This window comes from Xanthomonas euvesicatoria pv. euvesicatoria (assembly GCF_020880415.1).
GTDB classification, from domain to species: Bacteria; Pseudomonadota; Gammaproteobacteria; order Xanthomonadales; family Xanthomonadaceae; genus Xanthomonas; species Xanthomonas euvesicatoria.
Genome location: NZ_JAJIUJ010000080.1, coordinates 1 through 26,374 on the forward strand (window position 1 = coordinate 1; position 26,374 = coordinate 26,374).

The window sequence follows — 26,374 nt, forward strand, 5'->3', positions numbered from 1 at the left end:
GCGTCTGCAGATAGTCTTCCAGGCGCTGCCGCCCGGCCGCATCGATCCGCAGGCCGAGCTTGCTGCGCCGCCACAGGATATCGTCGGCAGCCACCGCCCATTCATGTTGACGCAGGTAATCCACCTCGGCCTGGTACAGGTCCGCACCGAAGTGCGTGCCCAGATCGGCCAGGCTCTGCGCATCGCCAAGCAGTTGTTCGGCGCAGGTGCCGTAGTTGCGCACCAGCCGCTGCGCGGTCGCCGCCGGCAGCCAGGGGCGACCGCGGCCGACGCGTTCCAGCAGGCTGGCGATATCGCGCTGCTCGCCGCCTGGTAATGCCTCCCCACGTGCGGTCCACGCCGGCTTGCGTGCGCCCAGCGCGTGGGTGAGCCGGTCCACTGCCTCTTCGGCGAGCTTGCGATAGGTGGTCAGCTTGCCGCCGAACACGTTGAGCAACGGCGCACCCTCGGTGACCACTTCCAGCTGGTAATCGCGGGTCACTTCGGCTGCGTTGTCTTCGGCGTCGTCCAGCAACGGGCGCACGCCGCTGTAGTTCCACACCACATCGGCGGGGGAGATCTGCTGCTGGAAATACAGGTTCACCGCATCGCACAGGTACTGCACCTCGGCAGCATCGATCTTCGGCGCGGCGGGGTCGGCTTCGTAGTCCACGTCGGTGGTGCCGATCAAGGTGAAGTCGTGCTCGTAGGGGATGGCGAACACGATGCGCCGGTCCGGTTGCTGGAAGATGTACGCATGGTCGTGATCGAACAGCTTGGGCACCACGATATGGCTGCCCTTGACCAGCCGCAATGCGTGTTCGTGCGGCACCGAGGCCACGGTGTCCAGGAACGCCACTGCCCAGGGGCCGGCCGCATTGGCGAGCGCGCGCGCCTGCACCGTGCGGCGGCGGCCCTCGCGGTCTTCGAGCTCGGCATACCAGAAGCCGGCATCGTGCCAGGCGCCGACACAGCGCGTGCGCGTGTGGATCTTGGCGCCGCGCCTGGCGGCGTCCATCGCGTTGAGCACCACCAGCCGCGCGTCCTGCACCCAGGCGTCCGAATACACGAAGCCGGTGCGCAGCGATTCCTGCAGCGGCGCACCGACCGGGTGCGTCCGCAGCGACAGCCGCCGCGAGCGCGGCAGGCTGCGCTTGCTGCCGCCCAGATGGTCGTACAGGAACAGCCCGGCGCGGATCATCCATGCCGGGCGCAGGTGCGGTTGGTGGGGCAGCAGGAAGCGCAACGGCCAGATGATGTGCGGGGCCAGCCGCAGCAACACTTCGCGCTCGGCCAGTGCCTTGCCGACCAGCGCGAATTCGTACTGCTCCAGATAGCGCAGGCCGCCGTGAATGAGTTTGGTACTGGCGCTGCTGGTATGCGCGGCCAGGTCGTCCTGCTCGCACAGGCACACCGACAGACCGCGCCCGGCCGCATCACGGGCAATGCCGACCCCGTTGATGCCGCCGCCGATTACCAGAAGATCGTACATCTCGCCCATCGGTGCCTCCGTCCGGGCGCGCTGATGAGCGAACCCAAGTTGTCATGTTCGAACATACTCGAACATCGAACCTTGCGGGGGCGTGAAGATGGACAGCTTTAGTATCAGCAGTGACGTACGCGCGAATCGGCTATGAAAGAGCGGATTAAGAGATGGCGTACCTATCAGGCCCAATGGTTTTCGGCGGCTATCACGTAAAAACGCTCAAAAACGAACATCGAACTCAGGCGGTTCCGTCCGCGTCCGCCAGGTGCACCCGGGTACCGGCCTCGGCCAGGACGCTCGCCAACTCCTGCGGCGGCGGCCGGTCGGTGAACCAGTCGTGCACCTGGGCGAGGGCGCCCAGCCGCACCATGGCGTTGCGACCGAACTTGCTGTGATCGGCGGCCAGCAGCACGTGCCGCGAGTGCTCGATGATGGCCTGCGCCACGCGCACTTCCTGGTAATCGAAATCCAGCAGGGTGCCGTCCAGATCGATACCGGAAATGCCGATCACCCCGAAGTCCACCTTGAACTGGCGGATCAGCTCCACCGTCGCCTCGCCGGTCACGCCTTGGTCGCGCCCGCGCACCACACCGCCGGCCACGATCACCTCGAAACTGGGGTTGGCGCTGAGCATCACCGCCACGTTGAGGTTATTGGTGATCACGCGCAGCCCGCGGTGCTGCAGCAACGCGCGTGCGACTTCTTCGTTGGTGGTCCCCAGGTTGATGAACAGCGAGGCATCGTCGGGAATGAAACGCGCCACACGTGCGGCGATGTGCTGCTTTTCGCGGGCCTGCAGCGCTTTGCGTGCGGTGTAGGCCAGATTCTCCACGCTGGAGGGCATGCTGACGCCGCCGTGATAGCGGCGCAGCACGCCTGCATCGCAGAGCAAGGTCAGATCGCGGCGGATGGTCTGCGGCGTCACCTCGAAGCGTGTGGCCAAACCTTCGACCTCGGCAAAGCCCTGCTGCCGCACCAGCGCCACCAATTGCTCCTGGCGCGGGTTCAACGCCGGCGCCGGGACCGTCCTGTAGTGAGTCGACTCCATGCGCAGATGATCGCGCATACGCGTGAGGATGCAAACACGGCGGGGTGCACGCTGAGCGCGACAGGGGCTTGCCGGCGAACATCGGCCTGAAGCGGTGCACGCGTGGCGACATGCCGGACGCGCTGCGCTGAGGCTGCACGGTTCTGGAGGCATACGATTACCCGGCAGGCTCGGCCAGGGCTCGGTAAAGATCGCCGCCTTCGGTGTGTGCGTGCTGAAGCGCCAACGAGCAGGTGGCCAGCAACGCGCGGACACGCAGTGGGTCGTGCCGATGAAACGCGGGCGCCGCAAACGCGTTGCTCGCTGAAGCCCAGTATCGACCGCAACCGCCGGACGATGCGCAGCCGGCCGGATGCCGGCTCAGCCCAGCTTGCTGCGATAGCCGGTGTCGATGCTGATGCTGCCGCCTACCGCACGCGACACGCAGGCACAGAGCTTGCGATTCTCCCGGCGCTGCTCGTCGCTGAAGAACACGTCGCGGTGATCGATATCGGCGGAGCTGTCCAGCACGTCCACCGCGCACAGCCCGCATTCGCCACGGCGGCACTCGGCGATCAGCTCCACCCCGGCGTCGGCCAGTGCGTCCAGCATCGATTCGTTTTCAGCGACCGGCACTTCCAGGCCCAGCCCCGGCAATTTCACCACGAACGCCTGCGCCGGCACCCGCCCGCTATTGCCGAAGGTTTCGAAGTGCAGGCGCGCACGCGGCCGGCCGGCGGCGTGCCAGTGCTGGCGTACCGCCTCGAGCATGCCCAGCGGCCCGCACACATACACCTCGGCATTGGGCGACAGGCGCGCCAGTTCGGCAGCCAGATCCGGCGGGCCGGCGCTGTCGTCGCATTGCAGTTGCAAACGTTCGCCTAGCAGTGCTTCCAGCGTGTCGACATACGCCATTGCGCTGCGCGAGCGGCCGGCGTACAGCAGACGGAACGCGCGGTGGCCACGCGCCAGCCGCTGCGCCATGCCGACGATCGGGGTGATGCCGATGCCGCCGGCAATCAGCAGGATTTCCTCGCCGCTTTCATCCAGCGCGAAGTTGTTGCTGGGCGGCGACATCTCCACCACATCGCCCGGCGCAAGCGTCCACATATGCAGCGAGCCGCCGCGGCTGTCGGGCATTTGCCGCACTGCGATCTGGTAGTACCCGTCGGCACGCGGTTCGCCCACCAGCGAATACGAGCGCACATCGTCGCGACCATGCAGCTGCACACGAAAATCCACATGGCTGCCCACCTCGAAGCTGCGTGCAGCGGCGCCGGGATCGAGCACGATTTCGCGCACGCCCGGGCAGGCGTCGGCAATGCTGACGACGCGGGCACGATGCCACTGGGTGTCTTTACGCATGGAGGGCTCCGGGCAATGAGGTCTGCCGGCCGGCGCCGGCTGTGACGGCGCCGCAATGCGGCGCTGTGAGCGATGAGATGGCTGGCCGCATGCGAAGTGCTTAGCCCACCATGCGCAGCGACAGATCCTGCGCGCGTTGTTCCTGTGCGATCAGGCGGTCGATCACGCGTCGCGCCCACATCCCGCCGGCATCGACGTTGAGGTTGTAGAAAGTGTGATCCGGATGCGCATCGATGGCGCGTTGCTGCGCTTCCAGCACTGCTTCGTCTTCGCCGAACACGCCTGTCACGCCGTCGCGGGTGAGCGTGGTCAGCGACTGGTCGTGCAGCGCGTAGTTGCGCATGAATGCCCAGAAGTAATGGCAGGTGGTGTCGGTTTCGGGCGTGATGGTGTTGAGCACGTAGCCGTTGACGCCCTGGCTGCGATCGCCCTCTGGCGCACCGGTGCCGGCAATGGCCACGCCCACATCGATGGCGATGGTGGAGGGTGCCTCGAAACGGATGATCTGCCAACGATCGACCTTGCCGCGATAGTCCAGATGGCGGGCGATCTGGCTGGCCCAGAACGGCGGCGGGTCGATGTTGCGCATCCAGCGCGACACGATGACGCCGCGATCGCCATGCACCACATCGAAGGGCGCTTCGGCCACTTCGTCCTGGCCGATGCTGGAGCCGTGCACGAAGGTCTCGTGGGTCAGGTCCATCAGGTTGTCCAGCACCAGCCGATAGTCGCACTTGGCATGGATGGTGCGGCCATCGCCGGCCCAGGCCGGGTCGTGCGACCAGTGCAGATCGGGAATCAGGCGCGTATCGGCCTTGGCCGGGTCGCCCGGCCAGATCCACACGTAGCGGTGCTTTTCGGCAACCGGGAAGCTGCGCACGCAGGCCGAGGGGTTGATGGTGTCCTGCGAGGGCATGTGCACGCAGCGCCCCTGCGTGTTGTAGACCAGCCCGTGATAGCCGCACACCACATCGTCGCCGCGCAGCTTGCCCATGGATAAGGGCACCAGCCTATGCCAGCACGCGTCTTCGAGCGCGACCACCGCACCGGCGGTGGTGCGGTAGACCACCACGTCCAGGTTGCAGAGCTTGCGCGGGCTGAGCACGTGCTTGATCTCATGGTCCCAGGCAACGGCGTACCACGCGTTGAGGGGAAACAGCGGCTTGGACTGCGACATGACCGTGACTCCTGGGTATGTAGGCAACCTGGATGCGACGCGGCGTGTGCCGGCCCGCAGCTAGTTGGCGCGCATCGCAATGCTGGCGTCTGCTTGCGAGCGAAGTTATGTATACACCGGAGACAATGTGGGCGCGTTACGCACCTGCCAAAACTGTGCGAATATCGATTTGAATTACCGATTATCGGATTGACCGCTTCGCTGGCCGCGCCTACCGTGACCCCACGCTCGCTGTGCTGGAAGGGAACGCAATGGCCGAAATCGTCGCTCTCGCGGATGCGGTGTCGCAGCTGATCGCCGATGGCGATTGTGTAGCGATGGAAGGCTTCACCCACCTGATTCCACATGCCGCCGGGCACGAAGTGATCCGCCAGCGCAAGCGCGCGCTACGTCTGGTGCGCATGACTCCCGACCTGATCTACGACCAGTTGATCGGCGCCGGTTGCGCTGCGGCGCTGCGGTTCTCCTGGGGCGGCAATCCCGGCGTCGGTTCGTTGCACCGGCTGCGCGATGCGGTGGAACACGCCTGGCCGCAGCCGCTGCAGATTCGCGAACACAGCCACGCCGATATGGCCAATGCCTATGTGGCCGGTGCGTCGGGGCTGCCGTTTGCAGTGCTGCGTGGGTATGTCGGCTCGGATCTGCCGCGCGTCAACGACAGCATCAAGTTCCTGCAATGCCCGTATACCGGCCAAACGCTGGCCACCACGCCGGCAGTCAATCCCGATGTCGCCGTGATCCACGCCCAGCGGGCCGACCGCCGCGGCAACGTATTGCTCTGGGGCATTCTGGGCGTGCAGAAGGAAGCCGCATTGGCAGCGCGCAAGGTGATCGTGACGGTGGAAGAGATCGTCGACAGCCTGGACGCGCCGCCCAATGCCTGCATCCTGCCGCGTTGGGTTGTCGATGCGGTCTGCGTTGTCCCTAGTGGCGCGGCGCCCTCGTATGCGCATGGCTACTACGCGCGCGACAATCGGTTCTATCTGGCCTGGGATGCGATCGCGCGCAACCGTGCGACGTTCCAGGCCTGGATCCAGACGCATATTCTCGACACCGACGATTTCGCCGGTTTTCAGCGCGTGTATGCACAGTCCCAGCAACAGGTGGCCGCATGAGCGCCTACAGCACCAACGAGATGATGACGGTGGCTGCCGCGCGTCGCCTGCCCGATGGCGCAGTGTGTTTTGTCGGCATCGGCTTGCCGTCCACTGCCGCCAACCTGGCTCGGCTGACGCATGCACCGGACGTCACCTTGATTTACGAATCCGGCCCGATCGGTGCGCGCCCGCAGGTGTTGCCACTCTCGATCGGCGACGGCGAGCTGGCCGAAACCGCCGCCACCGTGGTCTCCACGCCAGAGATCTTCCGCTACTGGCTGCAGGGCGGGCGCGTGGATGTGGGCTTTCTGGGGGCGGCGCAGATCGATCGGTACGCCAACCTCAACACCACCGTGATTGGCTCCTACGCTGCGCCGAAAACGCGCTTGCCCGGCGCCGGTGGCGCGCCGGAAATTGCCGCCAGCGCCAAGCGGGTGTTCATCATCATGCGCCAATCCGAACGCAGCTTCGTGTCGCGGTTGGACTTCATCACCACGGTCGGGCATCTGGACGGTGGCGATGCGCGCGCGCGCGCCGGCCTCCCCGGCGCCGGCCCGACCGTGGTCGTCACCGACCTGTGCGTGATGGAACCCGACCCCGTGACCCGCGAACTCACCGTGACCTCGCTGCATCCCGGCGCCACGCGCGAGCAGGTCAGCGCGGCGACCGGGTGGCCGATCCGGTTCGCCGCCGACCTTGCACAAACCACGCCGCCCAGTACCGCCGAGCTGGATGCCTTGCGCGCGCTGCAGGCACGCACCGATGCAGCGCATGGTGTGCAGGCAATGGGAGCCCAGGCATGAGTGAGGTGTACCTGATCGATGGCATCCGCACGCCGATCGGCCGTTACGGTGGCGCCTTGTCCAGCGTGCGCGCCGACGATCTGGGCGCAGTGCCCATCGCCGCATTGCTGGCGCGGCAGTCGCAGCTGGAGCCGGCCTCAATCGACGATGTGTACCTGGGCTGCGCCAACCAGGCCGGCGAAGACAATCGCAATGTCGCGCGTATGAGCCTGTTGCTGGCCGGGCTGCCGTCTTCGGTGCCGGGCAGCACGCTCAATCGCCTGTGCGGCTCGGGCTTGGACGCGATCGGCACGGTAGCGCGCGGCATCCGTGCCGGCGAACTGGATCTTGCCATTGCCGGCGGCGTCGAATCGATGTCGCGCGCGCCGTGGGTGATGGGCAAGGCCGACAGCGCCTTCGCCCGCACCCAGCAGCTGGAAGACACCACCATGGGCTGGCGCTTCATCAATCCGCGCCTGCAGGCGGTCTATGGCACCGAACTGATGGGTGAAACGGCGGAAAACGTGGCGCAGCGGTACGCCATCGCGCGCGAAGACCAGGATGCGTTCGCACTGCGCAGCCAGCAACGCGTGGCGGCGGCGCAGGCAGCCGGTTTCTTCGATGCGGAAATCACCCCGGTGGCCGTGGCAGCACGCAAGGGCGGCGATGCCTCCACGGTCAAACACGATGAAGCGCCGCGGCCCAACACCACCGCCGACATGCTGGCCAAGCTCAAACCGGTGTTCCGCCAGCCCGGCACCGTCACGGCCGGCAATGCCTCCGGTCTCAACGATGGCGCCGCTGCCTTGCTGCTGGCCTCGGCGCAGGCCGTGCAGACCCACCGGCTGACGCCGCGCGCGCGCGTGCTGGGGTTCGCCTCGGCGGGCGTGGAGCCGGCGTACATGGGCATCGGCCCGGTGCCGGCCACCCAGCGCCTGCTGGCGCGCTTGCACCTGCGCATCGCGCAGTTCGATGCGATCGAACTCAATGAAGCCTTCGCTGCGCAGGCGCTGGCCTGCACGCGTGCATTGGGCCTGGCCGACGATGCCGCACACGTCAATGCCAACGGTGGCGCCATTGCGCTCGGGCATCCGCTCGGCATGAGCGGCGCGCGGCTGGCGCTGACCTTGCTGCGGCAGCTGGAGGCGGGCAACGGGCGACTCGGGCTGGCCAGCATGTGCATCGGAGTGGGGCAGGGCGTGGCGTTGGCGATCGAGCGCCTGTGAACCGGCTGTTGCAACCTCCCTCCTCCTTCCCTTGCACCCATGTTGTTCTGGTCGTCTTGTTGCCGACGGAGATTCAAGATGCGCGATCCCACCGCTGACCAACCTGCCATCGCTGACCCGCTGCTCGGCTACCGCCGCAGCCGGCCCGGGACACAGCCGGCCTACCTGCATCCGGCATACGCTTCCACCACGTTGCGAGGGCCTACGCGTGATCCGATCGACCTGCCGGTCACGCTGTCGGAAGTCACCGGCCCGCGGCTGGATCGGCTCACGCTGGGCGCGCACGCGGCCGATCTCACTGCAGGGTTCAGTGGCGCGCCGCTGGGCGAGCGCATCATCGTCTCCGGCCGCGTGCTCGACGAAAACGGCAGGCCGGTCCGCAACAGCGTGGTGGAAGTGTGGCAATGCAACGCGGCTGGTCGCTACCAGCACGCTGGCGATCGGCACGATGCACCGCTGGACCCCAACTTCCGCGGTACCGGCCAGGTGCTGACCGATGAGCACGGCCGCTACAGTTTCAAGACCATCAAGCCGGGCGCGTATCCGTGGCGCAATCACTACAACGCCTGGCGGCCGGCGCACATCCATTTTTCGTTGCACGGCGATGGCATCGGGCAGCGGCTGGTCACCCAGATGTATTTCCCCGGCGACCCGCTGCTGGCGCACGACCCCATCTTCAACTGTGTCGACGATGCGCTGGCGCGCGAACGCATGGTGTCCAGTTTCGACTGGGAAAACGCGGTTAGCGAGTACGCGTTGGCCTACCGCTTCGACATCGTCTTGCGCGGTCGCAAGCAAACGGTCTGGGAGTGACACGATGAGCCTGCATGCAACGCCGTCGCAGACCGTCGGCCCGTATTACCGACTGGGATTGGAGCCGCTGTATCGCCAACAGATCGCACCTGCGCAGGCTGCGGGCACGCATGTGCAGATCAGCGGTTGCATCTTCGATGGCGCCGGCGCGCCAGTGGCCGATGCGGTGCTGGAAGTGTGGCAAGCCGATGCTGCGGGCATCTATGCGCATGTGGCCGACGGTCGCTGCGAGGCCCACGACCCCAGCTTCGACGGCTGGGGCCGCGTGCCCACCGATGCCAACGGGCGTTTTACCTTCAGCACCATCAAGCCGGGCAGGGTGGCGGGCCCGGACGGCAAGCAGCAGGCGGCGCATCTGACGGTGCTGGTCTTCATGCGCGGCCTCTTGCGCGGGGTGTCGACGCGGCTGTATTTCGCCGACGACCCACAGCTGGGCAGCGACCCGATCCTGGCGCTGGTGCCGGCCGAGCGGCGCGCCACCTTGCTGGCCCAGCCGCATCCAGGCAGTGCGTACACGTGGGACATCCACATGCAGGGCGACGCGGAAACGGTGTTCTTCCGCTATTGATCCGCATGCCGATGTTGAAACGCCGTATGCGTACAGGGACAGCGCTGCATCCTGCCGGCACGCGGCCACGTCCACAGGGCCACAGGCGCCGCTGCACGAGCGCCTGCTGCCGAAACATCGCCAGGGTATCTCCGGCGACAAGCAATGCGCCGTGACGCCTCACGCACATGCATCCGGGGCAGCGCGCATCGTGGCAGGCAGGTGCACACGTGCACTCGCGTGCACGCAGCGCAAGCACGCATGGCCTCATCCACCTCATCCCGGCAGTGCCAGGCGCGCCCGATGCATTGCCCTTTGGTCTAGTTGGCACCTTGGTACATCGGTGCGATGCTGCCGGCTCGCCTAGAGATGCAATGCATGAGTGCGACATCTTCGTTGTTGGGATCCTTGTTCGGCGAGCCTGCGTGCGAGGCCTTGTTCGACGATGCCGCGCGCGTGCAGGCGATGCTGCAGTTCGAATCGGCGCTGGCGCGCGCCCAGGCGCAGTGCGGGGTGATTCCCGCGCAGGCCGCGCAGGCCATTGCCGCTGCCTGCGATGTGCAGCACTACGATCTGGCCGCGTTGGCGCAGGCCACGGCGCTGGCCGGCAATCCCGCCATTCCGCTGGTCAAGGCGCTGACCGCGCAGGTGGCCGCGCACGACAATGCTGCCGCGCGCTGGGTGCACTGGGGCGCCACCAGCCAGGACGTCATCGATACGGGCACGGTGCTGCAGCTGCGCGCCGCACTGGATCTGCTGCTGCCGCGTCTGCACGCCCTGTGCGCCGATCTGGCGGTGCTGGCCGAACGCGAGCGCCACACCGGCCTGCCCGGTCGCACCCTGCTGCAGCAGGCCGTGCCGGTCACCTTCGGGCTCAAGGTCGTCGGTTGGCTGGACGCCCTGCAGCGTGCGCAGCGGCGCCTGCACGCCTTGCGGCACGATGCCTTGGTGCTGCAGTTCGGCGGCGCGGCCGGCACCCTGGCCTCGTTGCAGGGCCGTGGCCTGGAAGTGGCGCAGGCGCTGGCGAGCGCCCTGGCGTTGCCGCTGCCCGCGCTGCCCTGGCATACCGCGCGCGACCGCATCGTCGAGGTCGGCTGCGCCTTCGGTCTACTTGCCGGCACGCTGGGCAAGATCGGCGGCGATGTGGTGTTGCTGATGCAAACGGAGGTGGGCGAAGCGTTCGAGCCGGCCGCCGCCGGCAAAGGTGGCTCCTCGGCGATGCCGCACAAGCGCAATCCGGTCTCCAGCGTGGCAGCCGTGGCTGCGGCCACCCGCGTACCGGGCCTGGTCGCCACCTTGTTCAGCGCCATGGCGCAGCCGCACGAGCGCGCAGCCGGGCAATGGCATGCCGAGTGGGACACCTTGCCGCAGATCGTCTGCCTCACCGCCGGCAGCCTGGCGCAGATGCAGCTGTGCCTGTCGGGTCTGGAACTGGATCGCCCACGCATGCAGGCGCATCTGGACAGCCACGGCGGGCTGCTCTACGCCGAGGCGGCCGTGTTCGCGCTTGCGCCACACCTGGGCAAGCCGCAGGCGCACGCCCTGGTGGAACAGGCCGCGCTGCGCGCGCAGGCGCAGCAACGGCATCTGCGCGAGGTGCTTGGCGAGCACGCGCAGGTGAGCGCGGTGCTCACGCACGCGCAACTGCAGGCAGTGTTCGATAGCGCAAGTTGGCGCGGCATGTCCTCGGTGTGGATCGACCGCGTGCTGGCTGGATCTTCTTCCTGTTGACGGTGCCTCGATGGCTTATCTCCAGTTGCCCACGCATCGCCTGCACTACCGCCTGGACGGCACCGAAGGACGCCCCTGGCTGACTTTCTGCAATTCGCTGGGCACCGATCTGCACATGTGGGACGTGCAGCTCGAAGCCTTCGCTGCGCACTACCGCATCCTGCGCTACGACCGCCGCGGCCATGGGTATTCGGAGACGCCGCCCGGCCCGTACAGCGTCGCCGACCTGGGTCAGGACGTGCTGGCACTGTGGGACGCCCTGGAGATCGCGCAAAGCGATTTCTGCGGCCTGTCGATCGGCGGGCTCACCGGCCAGTGGCTGGGCCTGCATGCACCGCAGCGCTTGCGCCGGCTGGTGGTGTGCGCCACCGCGCAGAAGATCGGCAGTGCCGCCACCTGGGAAACCCGCATCGAACAGGTGCGCAGCGAAGGCCTTCCGACGCTGATCGATGCCACGCTGCAGCGCTGGTTTACCCCCGAATTTGCCATCAGCCATGCGCAGCGGCTGGACATGATCGCCGCCGCCTTCGTGTCCACTTCGCCTGCCGGCTACATCGCCTGCTGCCAGGCGGTGGCCGATGCGGACTTCCGCGGCGCGCTGGACGGGCTGAGCCTGCCGCTGCTGGCGCTGGCCGGCGACGACGACCCGGTGTGCCCGCCGCCTGACCTGCGCGAGATCGCCTATGCCGCGCCGGACGGGCATTACGCCCAGGTGCCCGGCCGCCACATCTGCAACCTGGAATCGCCGGCCGCGTTCAACCAGGCGGTGCTCGGCTTTCTTCAGGGCCAGTGAGCTTTCCCACCTTGCAAGGACACCCCATGCACGAAGACGAACGTTATCAAGCCGGCATGCGCGAACGCCGACGCGTCCTTGGCGATGCGCACGTCGACCGTGCGCTGGCCGGGAGTAGCGAATTCACCGAAGAATTTCAGGACCTGATCACCCGCTACGCCTGGGGCAGCATCTGGACCCGCGACGGCCTGCCGGCCCATACCCGTTCGCTGATCACCCTGTCGATGATGATCGCGCTAGGCCACGACGAAGAATTCAAGCTGCACGTGCGTGCGGCGCGCAACAACGGCGTCACGCCTGCGCAGATCAAGGAAGTGCTGCTGCAGGCGGCGATCTACTGCGGCGTGCCGGCCGCCAACCACGCGTTCGCGCTGGCCAGGCCGATCCTGGAAGAACAAGCGGCCGACGCCGGCGCAGCCTCGGCGGCGCAACCGCGGTAAGAGTGGTCTCCGGGCGGCGGGCAAACCGACTGCGCTCAGCGTCCGGCGCGCGTGTTCGGTACCCGGTGCGGCGGGGACCACTCGTACACTGCGGCGCCTGGTGCGCCGTCCAAAATCGCCTGCCGATTGCGCGCACACGCGTGTTGGTCGCGCTTAACCCACCGCAACCGGAGACATTGCATGCTGCATCGATTGGTCTGCCTGCTGGTGGTGTCATTGGCAACCGCGGCGCTGCACGCACAACCGCAGCCCGGCCCCGGCACCGTGTCGGCGCGGGTGCGTACCGACGATGGCCAGACGCTGGCCGTGTGGTCGCGCGTGCCCGCGCAGCCACGTGGCACGATCGTGCTGGTGCACGGCCGCACCTGGAGCGCATTGCCCAACTTCGATTTGCAGGTGCCTGGCGAGCCGCGTGATGCGCGCTCTGTCCTTGCAGCGCTCGCGCAAGCCGGGTTTGCCGCGTATGCGGTGGATCTGCGCGGCTACGGCGGCAGCCCACGCGACCGCACGGGCTGGAATACGCCCGCCCGTGCAGTGGCCGATGTCCGCAATGTGCTGGCCTGGGTCGCGCAGACCCATCCCGGCCTGCCGCCGCCGGCATTGCTGGGCTATTCCAACGGCGCGCGGGTGGCGTTGCTGCTCGCGCAGCAGCAACCGCAGGCGATGTCTGCCCTGGTGTTGTTTGGCTTCCCCGATGACGTGGATGCAGCGCCCGCGCCGGCGGTTCCGGCAGATCGGCCCTTGCGCGCACCCACCACGGCCGCTGCGGCCGGTGAGGACTTCATCACCGCCAATGCGGCACCACCGGGCGTGCGTGCGGCTTACGTCGCCCAGGCGCTTGCAGCGGATCCGGTGCGCACCGACTGGCGCGCCATGGAGCAGTTCGCCTTCCACCCCGAGCAAGTCGCGACGGTGCCGGTCTTGCTGTTGCGCGGCGTCGACGACCCGATCGCCACCCAGGCAGACAACGCGCATCTCTACGCACGCCTGCGCAGCGAAGATCGCAGCTGGGTGACCCTGCCGCACGCCGACCACGTGGCCCAGGTCGAAGACAGCCACGCAGCGTGGGTGGACGCGGTGGTGAGCTTTCTGCGCCGGCCGCGCTAAGCGCAGCGGTCGGATGACTGCGCAACCGCGAGGCGGGTGCGGCCGGTGCCCGGTGCGGCATGACAACCTCGTGCATTGCGGTTCCTATGCGTCATCCGCACCCATCTGCCGACTGCTCGCTATGTCGTGTTTGCCGCTCTGAGTCGGGACGCGTGCAACAGCAAGTGGCGATCAATCCGAACAGGTCTAGCCTGGCACTTTGCGATGTGCAGCCTCGCATGCACGTCGGGCACACGCGCAATGTGTGGACGCGATTGCTTTTGACCTCTGCCAGCCACCGCTGCGCCACTAGCGCTTATGCAGCACAGGGGCAGGTCAGATGCCCCGCGGGCGACGCCCGCGCCAACGCAAGGTGCTGCACTAACTCAGCAAGGTTCCCAGCCGCTGCGCCGCCTGCTTCAGCGGTTCCAGCAACTGCGTTTGCATCGTCTGCAGGCTCACCCGCCCGGCCTGGGCGCCGATGTTGAGCGCGGCGATCACCTCGCCGCGCAGGTTGCGCACCGGCACGGCGATCGAGCGCAGGCCGATTTCCAGTTCCTGATCGGTCAGGCACATGCCTTCGCGGCGCGTGCGCGCCAGCACCTCCAGCAGCGCCGAGGCCTGGGTCACCGTGCGGTCGGTCCGCGGACGCAAGGTGGTGCGTTCCAGATACGCCTGCAAGGTGTCGCCGGGCAGGGCGGCCAGCAACACCCGCCCCATCGAGGTGCAGTAGGCCGGCAGCCGCGTCCCCGGGCGCAGCCCGATCGACATGATGCGCACCGTTTCCGACCGCGCCACGTACAGCAGATCGTCGCCATCCAGCACGCCCAGCGAACACGATTCGTGCAGTTGGTCGCGCAGCCCGTCCAGGACCGGCTGTGCGGCCGCGGTCATCGATGAAGACGCCGCGTACGCGCCGCCGATGCCCAGCACGCGCGGCAGCAACACGTAGCCACGTCCTTGCTCGCCCACATAGCCCAGCTTGGCCAGCGTATGCAGCACGCGCCGGACGGCTGCGCGCGAGATACCGGTTTCCAGGCTGATCTGCGACATCGTCACTTCGCGCGCGTGCTGCGCGAACACGCTCAGCACCACCAGCCCGCGCCCCAGCGAGGTCATGAAGTCCGGATCGCCCTGGGCGGCGGCGATCTGCTGCATCAGCTCATGCGGCAGGCCGCGATCGCTGCCGGCCGCTACCACGGTGGCGGGACGTTTGCGGCGGCTGGAGGCGGGCTCGGGCATAGGAGTGCGGCAGCGGACAGGTCCGTGCATGGTAAGCGCTCGCGCCATGGCATGCCCCGGCTCACACTCTGTGCGTGGGCATGTAAGCGCTTCACCCTGCTTGCCGCATAATCGCCGCTGGTTTGTGACGGATCGGTGCTCTTAGTCCATGAAAACCCCCAACGGCCTGCAGCCGCTGATCGACGACGGCGTCATCGACGAAGTGTTGCGACCACTGAAGAGCGGCAAGGAAGCATCCGTCTACGTCGTGAGCGCAGGCGCCGAGATCCTGTGCGCCAAGGTCTACAAGGACATGGCGCAACGCAGTTTCCAGGCGCGCGTGCAGTACCAGGAAGGCCGCAAGGTGCGTGGCAGCCGTCAGGCCCGCGCGATGGGCAAGGCCACCAAGTTCGGCCGCAAGGAAGCTGAAACCGCCTGGAAGAACACCGAAGCCGACGCGCTCTATCAACTGGTGGATGCCGGGGTGCATGTGCCCAAACCGCGCGGTTACTTCCACGGCGTGCTGCTGATGGATCTGGTCACCGATGACGCCGGTCACAGCGCACCGCGGCTGGGCGAGGTGGACCTGGAACCCGAGCAGGCGCGCGCCTTTCACACCAGCCTGATCGGCGATGTGGTCAAGATGCTGTCGCTGGGCCTGGTGCACGGCGATCTGTCCGAATACAACGTGCTGGTCTCGCCCGATGGCCCGGTGGTGATCGACTTTCCGCAGGTGGTCAGTGCCGCTGGCAACAATGCCGCGCGCGACATGCTGCTGCGCGATGTGCACAACCTGCGCGACTGCCTGGGCCGTTTCGCGCCCGAGCTGCTGGACACCCATTACGGCGAAGAGATGTGGGCGCTGTTCGAAAAGGGCGAACTGCGCCCGGACAGCGTGCTCACCGGGCGGTTCAAATTCGACACCCGCCGCGCCGATGTACGCGCCGTCCGTGCCTCGATCGAAGATGCGCGCCAGGAAAACCTCATTCGCCAGCAAGGCCGCGAAGCGGCTGCCGAAGACAACGACTAGGAAGCGCCAACAGGCCGCAGCAGCAGCGCATTGGTTGCGATGCAGCGCAGCAAATTCAGCGCGCACGCTGCAGTCATTGCGACATCGCCGAGCGGCCAATCTGCGCGTGTGCGGCCACTTTTTTCAGCAATTTTGGGCTTTTTTGCGTACGTGCCCGGACCACCGGCCTTTTTGTCGGTACTGATTAACGATTTGAATAGTGATGGTTCATAACAATCTGGCAAGCTCGACCATCGCTTATCGGAGAGTTCGTCATGTCGTTTGATCCTGATGTCGTGCGTCTGTTCGCCCAGCTTCAAGAGGCGGCGCAGCCGCCCATGGAAACCCTGCCGATCGAAGGCGCGCGCGCGATGATGCGCGCGGTGGGCGCGCAGTTCGGTTTCCCGCGCATCGAGATGGCCGAGGTACGCGATCTGCAGGCCGAGGCCGCCACCGGTGCAGTGCCTTTGCGCTTGTATCGCCCCACGGGGCTCGCGGCCGGCCCGGCCCCGACCTGCCTGTTCGTGCACGGCGGCGGCGGTCTGGTGGGCGATCTGGAATCGCATGACGATGTGTGCCGGCAACTGGCGGCGCGTGCTGGCTGTCAGGTGTTGGCGATCCATTACCGTCTGGCCCCCGAGCATCCGGCGCCGGCCGGCGTGGAAGATGTCATCGCGACGTTGCATTGGCTGGTTGCGCACCCGGACACGGTCGGCGCCGATGTGCAGCGCCTTGCCGTCTGCGGCGACAGTATCGGCGGCGCCATGGCCGCGGTTGCCGCATTGGCCGCGCGCGATGCCGGCATCGCTTTGCGTTGCCAGCTGCTGGTCTATCCGCTGACCGACGCGCGCCAGGACAGCGGCGTGTATCCATCGCGCTCGCTCAATGCCGGCCTGCCACCGTTGACTGCGGCAGCGGTGGAATTCTTCAACCGCCATCTGCTGCCGGATATGGCGGTGGCCAACGACTGGCGTGTCTCGCCGATGCTGGCGCCGGATGTCGCCGGCGTTGCGCCTGCGCTGGTCGTGGTCTGCGACCGCGACATGCTGTACGACGAAGGCCGCGCCTATGCCGAGCGCCTGCGTGCGGCGGGAATGGAGGTCACCCTGCATAGTTTCCCGGGCATGATCCACGGCTTCATCAACATGGGCAGCGTCTTGCGTGCCGCCGGTGAAACGCTGGACCTGGCGGCGTTGACGCTACGCCAGCGCCTGCTGCCCGCGATCGAACGCAGGGCCGCCTGACAGCCTGCGGCAGCCGTGCCGAGGCACGCGCTGCCGCACCTGTGGCGGTGTCACTGCAGCGTCGGGGCGTGTGTCACCGCGTGCGGGCTCGCCTCGCAAAAAGAACACCTGGGTGCAGCCGTGCGCCGGCAGCTGTGTGGGCGCCAAGGGCGCTGTGCACCACGCGAACCGTCACGGTCGTCATCGGTGGCTCGTCGGCAACCCGCAGGTCCTATCGAAACCAGTCAGCATGGCGCCGGGGTCGATTGAACGCAGCGCTTTCAACTTCGCCCTGCATTGGCCCACGCGCACGTGATGCTCAAAAATTGAAGCGGAACGTGGTCATCAGGACGTGGTTTTCCCGATCCACCGTACGCGTGTTGACGAACTGATTCAGGTAACCGACATCGGCGTTGGCAATGGCATTGAATTTCCAGTTGATGCCGACAAACACCCGGTTCTGATCGAGACCGCGTTGTGCGCCCCATCGGGTCTGATCCAGATTGACGAACACTTCGTTGAACGCCACCCACGACAATTGCGGACTGAACCCGCTGGGGCGCACCGCGCGGATCATCTGCCGCACGCGATACCCTTCATCGCTGAAGCCTTCGCGGTGACGCTGTTCCAGGCGCGTGCGGCTGGTAACGGTGATCTCGGCGATCGGATCGAATTGATATTGAAATTGCCCCCACCAGCGATTCTCGCGGTTGGATGGCTGCCCGGCCGGATGGCTGATGATGGTGTCGTAACCCATCCAGACACTGGCCTTGGGATTGAGCCGATAGAACACGGCAGGGCGCAAGATCAGTTGATCGAACTGTTCGCCTTCCTCGCGCCAGCGCGGATGCACATCCATGCTCCAGTACAGGTTTTCGACCGGCAGCTTGCCTTGCGCGTAGACGCTCAGCCAGTAACGCCCGTCTTCTTCGGTCCTGGCATGCGCCGGCCAACTGCATGCCAGGGTCAACAGCAGGAGGGCGCAGGCGCTGCGAAACATCGCCGGCAGTAACGTGCGAGATGCGTTCATGTGTCGAAATGTGTCGTCGTTGGCAAATCATAGCAATAACGCTTGAGTCCGCTTCGACCGTTCGGTCGGCTCAGGTCGCCTTTGCTCGCCCGCATGTTCGCTAATCGGCACACGTCATCGTTTCGCGATGACTGGCGCGCTCACTGCTGCCTTCAGAGGGATGGATGGCCCGGCGATCGCTGCCGACGGGCAGCGATCGTCGCGTCGATCACGCCACCTGGCTGCGCCGCGCGCGCTCCAGATGCACCAGCAGCAGCGAGATCGCTGCCGGCGTCATGCCGGGAATCCGTTGTGCCTGGCCGATGTGCTGGGGACGCACGCGCTCGAGTTTCTGTTGCACTTCGATCGACAGACCACGCACGCTGGCGTAGTCGAACCCTTCCGGGATCGGCGTGGTTTCGTGGCGTTGCTGACGCGCGATATCGTCGCGCTGGCGATCCAGATAACCGGCGTACTTGACGCTGATCTCGACCTGCTCGGCTACCTGCGCATCGTCCACGCCCGGGCCCAGGGTCGGCACCCGCATCAAGGTGGCGTAGGTGAGCTCCGGGCGCTTGATCAGATCCAGCACGTTGGTTTCGCGGCTGACCGTCACGCCCAGCGCGCCGGCCACCTCGCGGCCCAGCGCATTGCCCGGTGTGGCCCACAGTGCAGACAACCGCGTCGTTTCGCGTTGCACGGCCTCCTGCTTGGCCGCAAAGCGCGCCCAGCGCGCGTCGTCCACCAGGCCCATCGCACGCCCGACGCCGGTCAGCCGCGCATCGGCATTGTCCTCGCGCAGCTGCAAGCGGTATTCGGCGCGGCTGGTGAACATGCGATACGGCTCGGTGGTGCCGTGGGTAATGAGATCGTCCACCAGCACGCCCAGGTAGGCCTCGTCGCGGCGCGGCGACCACGCCGGCAGCCCCTGCACGTGGCGCGCTGCGTTGAGTCCGGCCAGCAGACCCTGGGCGGCGGCCTCTTCGTAACCGGTGGTGCCGTTGATCTGCCCGGCGAAGAACAGCCCGCCCACCGCCTTGGTCTCCAGCGAGGCCTTGAGCCCGCGCGGGTCGAAGAAGTCGTATTCGATGGCGTAGCCGGGGCGGGTGATGTGCGCGTTCGCAAAGCCGTGGATCGAGCGCACCAGCGCCAGCTGCACATCGAACGGCAGCGAGGTGGAAATACCGTTGGGATAGATCTCGGCCACCTCCAGCCCTTCGGGTTCGACGAAGATCTGGTGGCTGGTCTTCTCGGCAAAACGCACCACCTTGTCTTCGATCGACGGGCAGTAGCGCGGGCCGATGCCTTCGATCTGCCCCGAATACAGCGGCGAGCGGTGCAGCGCGTTGCGAATGATCTCGTGGGTCTGTTCGGTGGTCTGGGTGATCCAGCAGCTGACCTGGCGCGGATGGTCGCTGACCTGGCCCATGAACGACATCACCGGCAATGGGTCGTCGCCGGGTTGTTCGGCCATCACGCCGTAATCGAGGGTGCGCCCGTCGATCCGCGGCGGGGTGCCGGTCTTGAGCCGGTCGATCGCGAACGGGCGCTCGCGCAGGCGCGCGGCCAGCGTGGTGGCCGGCGGGTCGCCCATGCGCCCGGCCGCGTACTGGGTTTCGCCGACATGGATCTTGCCGGCCAGGAACGTCCCGGCGGTCAGCACCACCGAAGGCGCTTGGAAACGCAGCCCGGTCTGGGTGATGACGCCGCGCACGCTGTCGGCTTCGGACGTGCCGTTGTGGATGATCAGGTCGTCCACTGCCGCCTGGAAGACGGTCAGGTTGGGCTGGGCCTCGACGATGCAGCGGATCGCAGTGCGGTACAGGTTGCGATCGGCCTGGCAGCGCGTGGCACGCACTGCCGGCCCCTTGGAGGCGTTGAGCGTGCGCCACTGGATGCCGGCCAGATCCGCGGCGCGTGCCATCGCCCCGCCGAGTCCGTCGATCTCCTTGACCAGGTGGCCCTTGCCGATTCCGCCGATGGCCGGGTTACAGCTCATCGCGCCCACTGTCTCGATGTTGTGGGTGAGCAACAAGGTGCGCGCCCCTGTGCGTGCAGACGCCAGGGCGGCCTCGGTGCCGGCATGACCGCCACCGATCACGATGACGTCGTAGCGATAGAAGGAGTCGGACATGGGCGTGGACCAGGAGCGGGAAAAGGAAAACGGCCGCGAAAGTATCGGCTGAAGGGCGGGCGAGGTCACTCGTTCGCTATAAATTGTGATGAAAATCACAATTTACGTAAGTGACCCTCAAGTTGGCATGTTTCGTGCGGATATCCCTACTGCACCCGTCGTGGCATTGCGACATGGGCGCAAAGGCTGGAATTGGAACAGGGGCCAGCCGCGCGTGCGATGGGGTAGCGTAAGGGTCGGTAGTCGGGGGACTGCCGACCCTTATTTTTTAAGGTTTCTGCGAAATGGCGCACGCGCCCGTTCCGCTGCAGCCTGCTTGGCAACCATCGAAACAAAAACAGAAAGCCCCGGCATGCCGGGGCTTTCTGTGTTGTAGGCGCCGATATCCGACAGGGCCGGAACAGGGGGGATCCAGATTTCCCTGTCGGACATCGACATAAGTCGTCAGTGGGGCTGGCCCGGTCAAAAAATGACGTGGCGGGTCACACAGAGCACCTAGCTTGCGGCCAATCGTCAGCTGAACGCAAGCCCCCAATATCGCCAAGTGTGGGCCAGGTCGCAGTCAGCCTCTTACGGAATCTGTTCGCGTGTGTTGCGCGGCGCGGTTTGCCGCTGGATCTCGCGAATGACGCGCGGCGGCGCGCCGATACGCGGTGGCGGCCGCGACGGCGGCGCGCCGTTTGCCGGCGGGCGATTGGGTTGCTGCGGCCGCGAACCGCCGGGGCGCTGCCCGTTGTTGAACGAGCCGTTCGGCCGCGGCGGACGGTACTGCGGACGGCGATCGTACTGCCGGTAGTAGTAGCCGCCACCACCGCGATAGACCGGATACACCGGATACACCGGGTAGTCGTACAGGCCGATCGACCCGGCGCCATATCCATATGGCAAACCATACGGATTGCCGTAGAAGTACGGGGAGTAGCCGGGCGGATAGCGATACTGCACGGCAGGCGCACCACGGTAATAGCCGCCCGACCCCCCGCCGGTGTAGTCGTAGGTTGCGCAGCCGCCCAGGGCCAAGAGCCCGGCGGCGAAGATCAGACGGAATTTCATGGATGGTGCCCTCCTGCAACCATGGTGCCACTGTCGAACCGATGCATTGAATCGGTCCTTAATTGTGCGGCATTGCGACGCTTTGTCATCGATCCAGCATGCGCGGCGGCACTGCGTGCGACCCGTGAAGAGGAGGCGATACGTTAATCTTGCAGGCATGATCGAGACGGTCCCCCTTGCCCATTCCGACGTCCTGCAGGCCGCTGCGCGGATTGCGCCGCACTGCGCGCCGACACCGTTGCTGACATCGCACAGTCTGGACGCGCTCAGCAGTGCGCAGTTGTTCTTCAAGGCCGAGCATTTGCAGCGCAGCGGCGCATTCAAGTTCCGCGGTGCCTGCAATGCCGTGTGGTCGCTGCCGGATGAGCTGGCTGCGCATGGTGTGGTCACGCATTCCTCCGGCAACCACGGCGCGGCGCTGGCGCTTGCCGCACGCACGCGCGGCATCGGCTGCCATGTGGTGGTGCCCGAGGGCGCGGTGGCGGCCAAGCTGGCCAATATCTCCCGGAACGGCGCCACGTTGTGGCGTTGCGCGCCGACCATCGCGGCGCGGGAACAGATGTGCGCCGAGGTGCAGGCCGGCAGCGGCGCCAAACTGGTGCACCCGTATACCGATCGTGCAGTGATCGCCGGGCAGGGCACCGCCACGCTGGAGCTGTTGCACCAAAGCGGCGGGCTGGATGTGCTGGTGGCGCCGGTCGGCGGTGGTGGGCTGGCGGCCGGCGCCGCACTGGCGCTGCAATCCTCGCCGGACTGCGAGCTGGTACTGGCCGAGCCGGCCGGCGCAGCCGACACCGCGCGTTCGCTGGCGGCCGGGCAGCGGCTGGTCGATTTCGTGCCGGACACCATTTGCGATGGCCTGCGCGGCACCTTGGGCGCGCCCAACTTTGCAGTGCTGCAGCGCGCCGGGGCACAGGTGATCACGGTGGACGATGCGGCGGTCGTCCAGGCGATGCGGCTGGTCTGGCAGTTGCTCAAGCAAGTGGTCGAGCCGTCTTCGGCGATCGCCCTGGCCGCGGTCCTGGCCCAGCCGGCACGGTTTGCCGGGCGGCGGGTGGGGCTGATCCTGTCCGGCGGCAATGTCGATCTGGATGCCTTGCCTTGGGCCGCGGCGTGAGCAGGCGCTCACGCGGGCTCGGCCTGTGGGGCTGGGGCTGGCGGTTGTGCATGCTGGCGCTGATCTGGCTGGTGGCCGTGGCAGGCTGGATCGTGTGGATCGGCGACCGCGATCAGGCCGCACCGGCCGATGTGATCATCGTGCTGGGTGCGGCCGCCTACGATGCGCGCCCTTCGCCGGTGTTCGAAGAACGCATCCGGCACGCATTGGACCTGTACGCGCAGGGCTATGCGCCGCGGCTGCTGTTCACCGGCGGCTTCGGCAACGGCGCACGCTTTGCCGAATCGCAGGTGGCCCGACGCTACGCGCTGCGCCACGGCATTCCGCCGGAAGCCATCGTGATCGAAACCACCTCGCGCACCACCCGGCAGAACCTGGAACAGGCGCGCACGCTGATGGAGCGGCACGGCCTGCATCGGGCGATCATCGTCAGCGACCCACTGCACATGGCGCGCGCGCTGCGGCTGAGCCAGGAACTGGGTATCGACGCGCTGGCTTCGTCCACGCCGAGCACGCGGTTTCGCAGCTTCCACACCAGCTGGCGCTTCCTGTTGCAGGAGGTGTATTACTTCCACCGCGATCTGGTGGTGCAAGGGCCGTGACCGCAGGCCTATGATGCGGCTTTCCCAGCGGGCAGGTTCGAGCATGAGCGAGACCCATCGGCAACACGCCATTGGCCTGGTGCAGGCCTACTACGCAGCCTTCAACCGTGGCGATTGGGACGGCATGTTGGCGTTTCTGGCCGAGGACGTCGCCCACGACCTCAATCAAGGTCCGCGCGAAATCGGCCGCAACGCATTTGCCGCGTTCCTGCAGCGCATGAACGACAGCTACCGCGAGCAATTGCGCGATGTGGTCGTCATCGCCAACGACGATGGCACCCGGGTCGGTGCCGAGTACGTGGTGCATGGCGTCTATCACACCACCGACGAAGGCCTGCCGGAGGCCAACGGGCAGACCTATGTGCTGGTGGGCGGTGCGTTCTTCGACGTGCGCGGCGACACGATCACCCGCGTGACCAACTACTACAACCTGCAGGAATGGATTGCGCAGGTATCGCGCTGAGCGCATCGACCAACGCTGCGTAGCAGCGCACCTGGGCGCGATGAGGCGTTATCGACGACGACGCTCGCGCCCGGGTGCGCTTCTACGCGGGTAGGCGGGGATTACAGCAACACGATCCCGACCACCACCAGGATGAAGATGCTCCACTTGAGCACCTGGTACAGCGGGTTGTTGCGTTCCTTCAGCGCCTTGGCCTTGAGGCGGGCGGCGTAGAAATAGCGGAACACGCGATTGATGCCGCCGGTCTTGTCGCCTTCCTGATTGGGCGAGGCGCCGGCCGAGAGCAGGCTGCGGCCGACGAAGCGGTTCACCGCCGCCGCCCAGCGCCAACGCATCGGGCGTTCGATATCGCAGAACAGGATGATGCGGTCCTGGTCGGTGTCGTTGCGCGCGTAATGGATATAGGTCTCGTCGAACATGGTCCACTCGCCATCGCGCCAGCTGTGGCGCTGGCCGTCGACGTCGATGAAGCAACGGTCGTCGTTCGGTGTGGCCAGGCCCAGGTGCAGGCGCATGGAGCCGGCGAACGGGTCGCGGTGCGGGCGAAGTTCGCTGCCCGGCGGCAGCTCGGCGAACATCGCGGCCTTGACCGTGGGAATGGATTTCAGCAGGGCGGTGGTCTGCGGACACAATTCGGCGGCAGACGGATGCGCGGTGCCGTACCACTTCAGATAGAAGCGCTTCCAGCCACGCCGGAAGAACGAATTGAAGCCGATGTCGGTATAGCCTTCGGCAGCGCGGATCTTCTGCATTTGTTGCAACGCCACCGCTTCGTCGCGGATCAGTGGCCAGCTCGCGCGCAGCGGCGCCAGCTCGGGAAATTCCTTGCCCGGGTCGATGAACGGGGTGGTCGGCACCCGCGAACACAGGTACATCAGTGTGTTGATGGGGGCCATGAAGGTGGAATGGTCCAGCAACTGCCGGCTGAGCCGGTGCCGCACGCGACCGCGATAATGGATGTAGAGCGCCGATGCGATGAACAGCGCGATGAGGAGCCACTTCAACATGAGGGAGGCCGATTGGGGGCGGGGGGCCGCAAACGTGAGAGTGGCTGCCAATAAACGCACGCAGCACTGCTGCGTCGTGTCGGTAGCCACCATCGAACAAGGTAAGCCGCAACGAAGGAAGTGCGGCCGGTCACTTCAGAATTCTAGCAACTGTCACCGCCGAGCCTGACCGCTGAGCAGTGGCATGGGCGCAATACGCTGTGTCTCACCGGCAGTGGATGCGCGCGGACCGGCGTTCTGTACCGCCGTTCAGTCGATGCGGCGGCGGATCGGGATGGCGCTGACCGGCACGCTGGCGACCTCATGCCCGTGTTCGCGGATGGGCGCGCCCGGCGCCGGTGCCCAGGCATGGGCGTAGATCACTTCCCAGGAGCTGGGCAGGGTGCCGTCCGGTCGCCGCAGCGGTTCGTAGGCCGCGCTGGCGGCCGCGAAGCGACCGCGTCCGGTCAGGGTGGCCCGGCGGTTGCTGAGCGCATTGGTTGCCCCCATCGCACGCAGCTCGCGCATCAGTGCGGGCAGGTCGTTGTAGGTCAGGGTGAACAGGTCGCGGTCCAGCACCGGGTCGCGGAACCCGGACATCAGCAGGGCATCGCCGAATTGGGCGATCGGCGGAAAGCGGCTGACGTGCGGGGCCGGGTCGGTCTGCGCAAAGGCCTCGCGCAATTCGATCAGCGTTTCCGGGCCGAAGGTGGAGCACAGCAGCAACCCGCCCGGGCGCAGCGCGCGACGGAAACCGGCGAACACGGCCGGCAGGTCTTCCACCCACTGCAGGCACAGATTGCTGAAGATCACATCCACGCTGCCGTCGGCGACCGGTAGCGCGCGCGCATCGGCACACACCTGCGTGAACGGCTTCCACCAGCCTGCGGCCTTGCGCGCCTGGCGAAGCATCGGCATGGCCTGATCCAGCGCGATCACCTGTGCCTTGGGCCAGCGCTTCTTGATTGCAGCGCTGGCATGGCCGGGGCCGGCGCCGACATCCAGCACCACCTTGGGCACATGCTCGCCCAGGTAGTCGAGCGATTCGAGCAGGCGGGCTTCCGCTTCGCGTTGAAGCGCGGCGGCGGCGGTATAGGTGCTGGCGGCACGCGCAAACGCGCGCCGGACGTGGCGGGGATCGAAAGTACTGGTCATGGCAAGGCTATTGTCGCCCCTGGCAGGGGCGGAGGGAATCGATCGGGCGTGCAAGGCGCCGCGCTAGAACGTGCCGGGATAGCTGCCGCCATCGATCAACAGATTCTGTCCGGTGATATAGCCGGCCTGCGCGCTGCACAGAAAGGCGCAGGCCGCGCCGAACTCGTCCGGCTCGCCAAAACGCGCCGCCGGAATGCCCGCGCGCTTGCGTTCGGCGACCTCGTCGGCGCTGCTGCCCTGTTGCTGCGCGATGGCGGCGAAGTTGCCGCGCAAGCGGTCGGTGACGAACTGCCCAGGCAGCAGGTTGTTGATGGTGACGTTGTCGGCCACGGTGCTGCGCGCGAGCCCGGCGACGAAACCGGTCAGGCCGGCGCGCGCGCCATTGGACAGGCCGAGGATGTCGATCGGCGCCTTCACCGCGCTGGAGGTGATGTTGACGATGCGGCCGAAGCGGCGGGCGCGCATGCCATCGACGGTGGCGCGGATCAGTTCGATCGGCGCCAGCATGTTGGCGTCCAGCGCGCGCAACCAGTCGGCGCGTTCCCACTGGCGGAAATCGCCCGGCGGCGGGCCGCCCGCGTTGTTGATCAGGATGTCGACCTGCGGACAGGCCGCAAGTGCGGCGCTGCGTCCTTCCGGCGTGGCGATATCGGCAACCACGCTGCGCACCTGGCCAGCGCCGGGCAGTGCGCGCAAGGCGTCGGCGGCGTGCTCCAGTGCCTCACGGCCGCGCGCGGCGATCACCACATTGGCGCCTTCGCCGGCCAATGCACGTGCGCAGCCCAAACCCAGCCCTTTGCTTGCGGCGCAGACCAACGCCCAGCGGCCAGCGATTCCCAGATCCATGCGAGAT

At 66.8% G+C, this 26,374-nt stretch carries 26 protein-coding genes and 1 other RNA gene; 15 read left to right on the forward strand and 12 right to left on the reverse strand.

Annotated features, from left to right (window positions below; translation table 11 throughout):
- The 4 genes from glpD to LN450_RS13555 all read right to left on the reverse strand — a co-directional run.
- Positions 1–1,480: glycerol-3-phosphate dehydrogenase (gene glpD, locus LN450_RS13540; RefSeq protein WP_228892810.1), on the reverse strand; the 1,480-nt coding region annotated here is incomplete at its 3' end.
- A gap of 223 nt (positions 1,481–1,703) precedes the next feature.
- Positions 1,704–2,531, reverse strand: a complete 828-nt coding sequence (locus tag LN450_RS13545; protein WP_008577964.1) for a DeoR/GlpR family DNA-binding transcription regulator — start codon at positions 2,529–2,531, stop codon at positions 1,704–1,706.
- Positions 2,532–2,873: 342 nt separating this feature from the next.
- Positions 2,874–3,857: a PDR/VanB family oxidoreductase gene (locus tag LN450_RS13550; RefSeq protein ID WP_011346067.1), complete on the reverse strand. Its 984-nt coding sequence runs from the start codon at positions 3,855–3,857 to the stop codon at positions 2,874–2,876.
- A 100-nt stretch (positions 3,858–3,957) separates the two neighbouring features.
- Positions 3,958–5,034 carry an aromatic ring-hydroxylating dioxygenase subunit alpha gene (locus LN450_RS13555; RefSeq protein ID WP_011346068.1) on the reverse strand — a complete coding sequence of 359 codons (1,077 nt, stop codon included), beginning with the start codon at positions 5,032–5,034 and terminating at the stop codon, positions 3,958–3,960.
- 251 nt (positions 5,035–5,285) lie between these two features.
- Between LN450_RS13555 and LN450_RS13560 the strand changes: the two genes are divergently transcribed.
- The 10 genes from LN450_RS13560 to LN450_RS13605 all read left to right on the forward strand — a co-directional run bounded on the left by LN450_RS13560 (position 5,286) and on the right by LN450_RS13605 (position 13,705).
- The gene (locus LN450_RS13560; RefSeq protein WP_011346069.1) at positions 5,286–6,149 is read left to right on the forward strand and encodes a CoA transferase subunit A; all 864 of its coding nucleotides are present in this window, start codon (positions 5,286–5,288) and stop codon (positions 6,147–6,149) included.
- On the forward strand, positions 6,146–6,934 hold the full coding sequence (locus tag LN450_RS13565) for a CoA-transferase subunit beta (protein ID WP_011346070.1): 789 nt from the start codon (positions 6,146–6,148) through the stop codon (positions 6,932–6,934). Before LN450_RS13560 ends, LN450_RS13565 begins: the two co-directional genes overlap by 4 nt.
- On the forward strand, positions 6,931–8,139 hold the full coding sequence (pcaF, locus tag LN450_RS13570) for a 3-oxoadipyl-CoA thiolase (RefSeq protein WP_011346071.1): 1,209 nt from the start codon (positions 6,931–6,933) through the stop codon (positions 8,137–8,139). The genes LN450_RS13565 and pcaF overlap by 4 nt, the downstream gene beginning before the upstream one ends.
- Before the next feature lie 78 nt (positions 8,140–8,217).
- Positions 8,218–8,952, forward strand: coding sequence for a protocatechuate 3,4-dioxygenase subunit beta (gene pcaH, locus LN450_RS13575; protein WP_008577958.1), 735 nt, complete (start codon positions 8,218–8,220; stop codon positions 8,950–8,952).
- 4 nt (positions 8,953–8,956) lie between these two features.
- Complete coding sequence (gene pcaG, locus LN450_RS13580) at positions 8,957–9,520, forward strand: protocatechuate 3,4-dioxygenase subunit alpha (RefSeq protein ID WP_011346072.1); 564 nt, start codon at positions 8,957–8,959, stop codon at positions 9,518–9,520.
- A gap of 357 nt (positions 9,521–9,877) precedes the next feature.
- The gene (locus LN450_RS13585; protein WP_041855015.1) at positions 9,878–11,230 is read left to right on the forward strand and encodes a 3-carboxy-cis,cis-muconate cycloisomerase; all 1,353 of its coding nucleotides are present in this window, start codon (positions 9,878–9,880) and stop codon (positions 11,228–11,230) included.
- Positions 11,231–11,240: 10 nt separating this feature from the next.
- Positions 11,241–12,023, forward strand: coding sequence for a 3-oxoadipate enol-lactonase (pcaD, locus tag LN450_RS13590; protein ID WP_011346074.1), 783 nt, complete (start codon positions 11,241–11,243; stop codon positions 12,021–12,023).
- Between the two features lie 26 nt (positions 12,024–12,049).
- Positions 12,050–12,463 (forward strand): 4-carboxymuconolactone decarboxylase, encoded by a 414-nt coding sequence (gene pcaC, locus LN450_RS13595; protein ID WP_011346075.1) that lies wholly within the window; start codon positions 12,050–12,052, stop codon positions 12,461–12,463.
- A gap of 180 nt (positions 12,464–12,643) precedes the next feature.
- Positions 12,644–13,570, forward strand: a complete 927-nt coding sequence (locus LN450_RS13600; RefSeq protein WP_011346076.1) for an alpha/beta hydrolase — start codon at positions 12,644–12,646, stop codon at positions 13,568–13,570.
- A gap of 59 nt (positions 13,571–13,629) precedes the next feature.
- A non-coding RNA gene (locus LN450_RS13605) (sX9 sRNA) lies at positions 13,630–13,705 on the forward strand.
- A 225-nt stretch (positions 13,706–13,930) separates the two neighbouring features.
- On the opposite strand, the gene LN450_RS13610 is transcribed toward LN450_RS13605, so the two are convergent.
- Positions 13,931–14,791, reverse strand: coding sequence for an IclR family transcriptional regulator domain-containing protein (locus tag LN450_RS13610; protein WP_014089115.1), 861 nt, complete (start codon positions 14,789–14,791; stop codon positions 13,931–13,933).
- A gap of 148 nt (positions 14,792–14,939) precedes the next feature.
- Between LN450_RS13610 and LN450_RS13615 the strand changes: the two genes are divergently transcribed.
- Together LN450_RS13615 and LN450_RS13620 are read left to right on the forward strand one after the other, a co-directional pair.
- Entirely contained in the window at positions 14,940–15,800 is an 861-nt protein-coding gene (locus LN450_RS13615) for a PA4780 family RIO1-like protein kinase (RefSeq protein ID WP_008578107.1), read from the forward strand.
- Between the two features lie 254 nt (positions 15,801–16,054).
- Positions 16,055–17,023, forward strand: a complete 969-nt coding sequence (locus LN450_RS13620; RefSeq protein ID WP_011346078.1) for an alpha/beta hydrolase — start codon at positions 16,055–16,057, stop codon at positions 17,021–17,023.
- Positions 17,024–17,321: 298 nt separating this feature from the next.
- Here the strand turns inward: LN450_RS13620 and LN450_RS13625 are convergent, their stop codons facing one another.
- The 4 genes from LN450_RS13625 to LN450_RS13640 form a co-directional block, all read right to left on the reverse strand.
- Positions 17,322–18,002, reverse strand: coding sequence for a DUF2490 domain-containing protein (locus LN450_RS13625; RefSeq protein WP_008578109.1), 681 nt, complete (start codon positions 18,000–18,002; stop codon positions 17,322–17,324).
- 238 nt (positions 18,003–18,240) lie between these two features.
- The gene (mnmG, locus tag LN450_RS13630) at positions 18,241–20,145 is read right to left on the reverse strand and encodes a tRNA uridine-5-carboxymethylaminomethyl(34) synthesis enzyme MnmG (protein WP_011346079.1); all 1,905 of its coding nucleotides are present in this window, start codon (positions 20,143–20,145) and stop codon (positions 18,241–18,243) included.
- 261 nt (positions 20,146–20,406) lie between these two features.
- Complete coding sequence (locus LN450_RS13635) at positions 20,407–20,577, reverse strand: hypothetical protein (RefSeq protein WP_014089120.1); 171 nt, start codon at positions 20,575–20,577, stop codon at positions 20,407–20,409.
- 138 nt (positions 20,578–20,715) lie between these two features.
- Positions 20,716–21,198, reverse strand: coding sequence for a hypothetical protein (locus LN450_RS13640; protein WP_011346081.1), 483 nt, complete (start codon positions 21,196–21,198; stop codon positions 20,716–20,718).
- A gap of 157 nt (positions 21,199–21,355) precedes the next feature.
- Here LN450_RS13640 and LN450_RS13645 point away from each other — a divergent pair, with 157 nt between their 5' ends.
- The 3 genes from LN450_RS13645 to LN450_RS13655 are packed head-to-tail and all read left to right on the forward strand — an operon-like array spanning position 21,356 to position 23,380.
- Positions 21,356–22,315: a pyridoxal-phosphate dependent enzyme gene (locus LN450_RS13645; RefSeq protein ID WP_011346082.1), complete on the forward strand. Its 960-nt coding sequence runs from the start codon at positions 21,356–21,358 to the stop codon at positions 22,313–22,315.
- Complete coding sequence (locus LN450_RS13650; protein ID WP_005912742.1) at positions 22,300–22,917, forward strand: YdcF family protein; 618 nt, start codon at positions 22,300–22,302, stop codon at positions 22,915–22,917. Before LN450_RS13645 ends, LN450_RS13650 begins: the two co-directional genes overlap by 16 nt.
- Positions 22,918–22,960: 43 nt before the next feature.
- Positions 22,961–23,380 carry a ketosteroid isomerase-related protein gene (locus LN450_RS13655; RefSeq protein WP_005912741.1) on the forward strand — a complete coding sequence of 140 codons (420 nt, stop codon included), beginning with the start codon at positions 22,961–22,963 and terminating at the stop codon, positions 23,378–23,380.
- A gap of 101 nt (positions 23,381–23,481) precedes the next feature.
- Here the strand turns inward: LN450_RS13655 and lpxO are convergent, their stop codons facing one another.
- The 3 genes from lpxO to LN450_RS13670 all read right to left on the reverse strand — a co-directional run bounded on the left by lpxO (position 23,482) and on the right by LN450_RS13670 (position 26,367).
- Positions 23,482–24,387, reverse strand: a complete 906-nt coding sequence (gene lpxO / locus LN450_RS13660) for a lipid A hydroxylase LpxO (RefSeq protein ID WP_008578114.1) — start codon at positions 24,385–24,387, stop codon at positions 23,482–23,484.
- Between the two features lie 249 nt (positions 24,388–24,636).
- Entirely contained in the window at positions 24,637–25,521 is an 885-nt protein-coding gene (gene bioC / locus LN450_RS13665; RefSeq protein WP_011346083.1) for a malonyl-ACP O-methyltransferase BioC, read from the reverse strand.
- Positions 25,522–25,584: 63 nt separating this feature from the next.
- Positions 25,585–26,367, reverse strand: a complete 783-nt coding sequence (locus LN450_RS13670; protein WP_005912735.1) for an SDR family oxidoreductase — start codon at positions 26,365–26,367, stop codon at positions 25,585–25,587.
- Positions 26,368–26,374 lie beyond the last annotated feature (7 nt).